The following is a 762-nucleotide window of genomic DNA, read 5'->3' on the forward strand; positions in this document are numbered from 1 at the left end:
GACATGCCAGATTTGATCGAATTCGGTCGAAAACACAATATGCCTTGGGTTGTCGCAGAAGCAAAATTGAACAAAGCGATTCGAATGATTGAGTTGGATGACGATTGGCACGCAGAGCTTTTGCTCCACGATGTAATTGGGGAGTCTCGTGATATTGGCTATCTGGCGCTGCAAGGCCGCGCTTATCGCTGGATGGGAAATTTAGAAATTGCGCGTAACCAAATCCACAACGGATTAAAACATTATCGTACCGCCTACGAGTTACTTGAAAATACAGTGTTTGAGATTCAAGTTGCGATGACGCTTAACAACATCGGTACTGTCTATTTAGACTCCTCCGATTGGAATCGCGCAAGCAACTATCTAAAACAAGCACTCGATGTATATGAGAGCAGTGAATATGAGTACGACAACAGTTTCTTTATTGGCGTAATCTATGCCAACTTGAGCATTGTTCATCTTGGCTTAGGAGAAAGTGAGAAGGCCGAATACTACTTCCATGAGACGATTCGACGCTCAATGCAAACTGGGTCGGATGTCATTAAACATCATTCATTGTCCAACTTTTCTCAAATGCTAAGTAGCATCGGTAAAACAGACGATGCCCTACTGCTCGCACAACGCTGTGTTGAGTTACCTAACCCAGACGGCATCGAAATCATTAAGATGCCATGCTATGAAGCATTTGCCGAAGCGTATCTCGCCGACAAGCAATACGACAAAGCGATTCGAACCGCTCTCCTCGTCCTAGAACAAACCAAA

Annotated in this window: 1 protein-coding gene; it reads left to right on the forward strand. The window is 44.4% G+C overall.

Annotation, left to right across the window (positions count from 1 at the left end; translation table 11 throughout):
• The coding region (locus R7Q09_RS25145; protein WP_318143821.1) for a tetratricopeptide repeat protein at positions 1 to 762 on the forward strand (762 nt) is incomplete at both ends.

It is taken from the genome of Vibrio sp. 2130-1 (assembly GCF_033339515.1).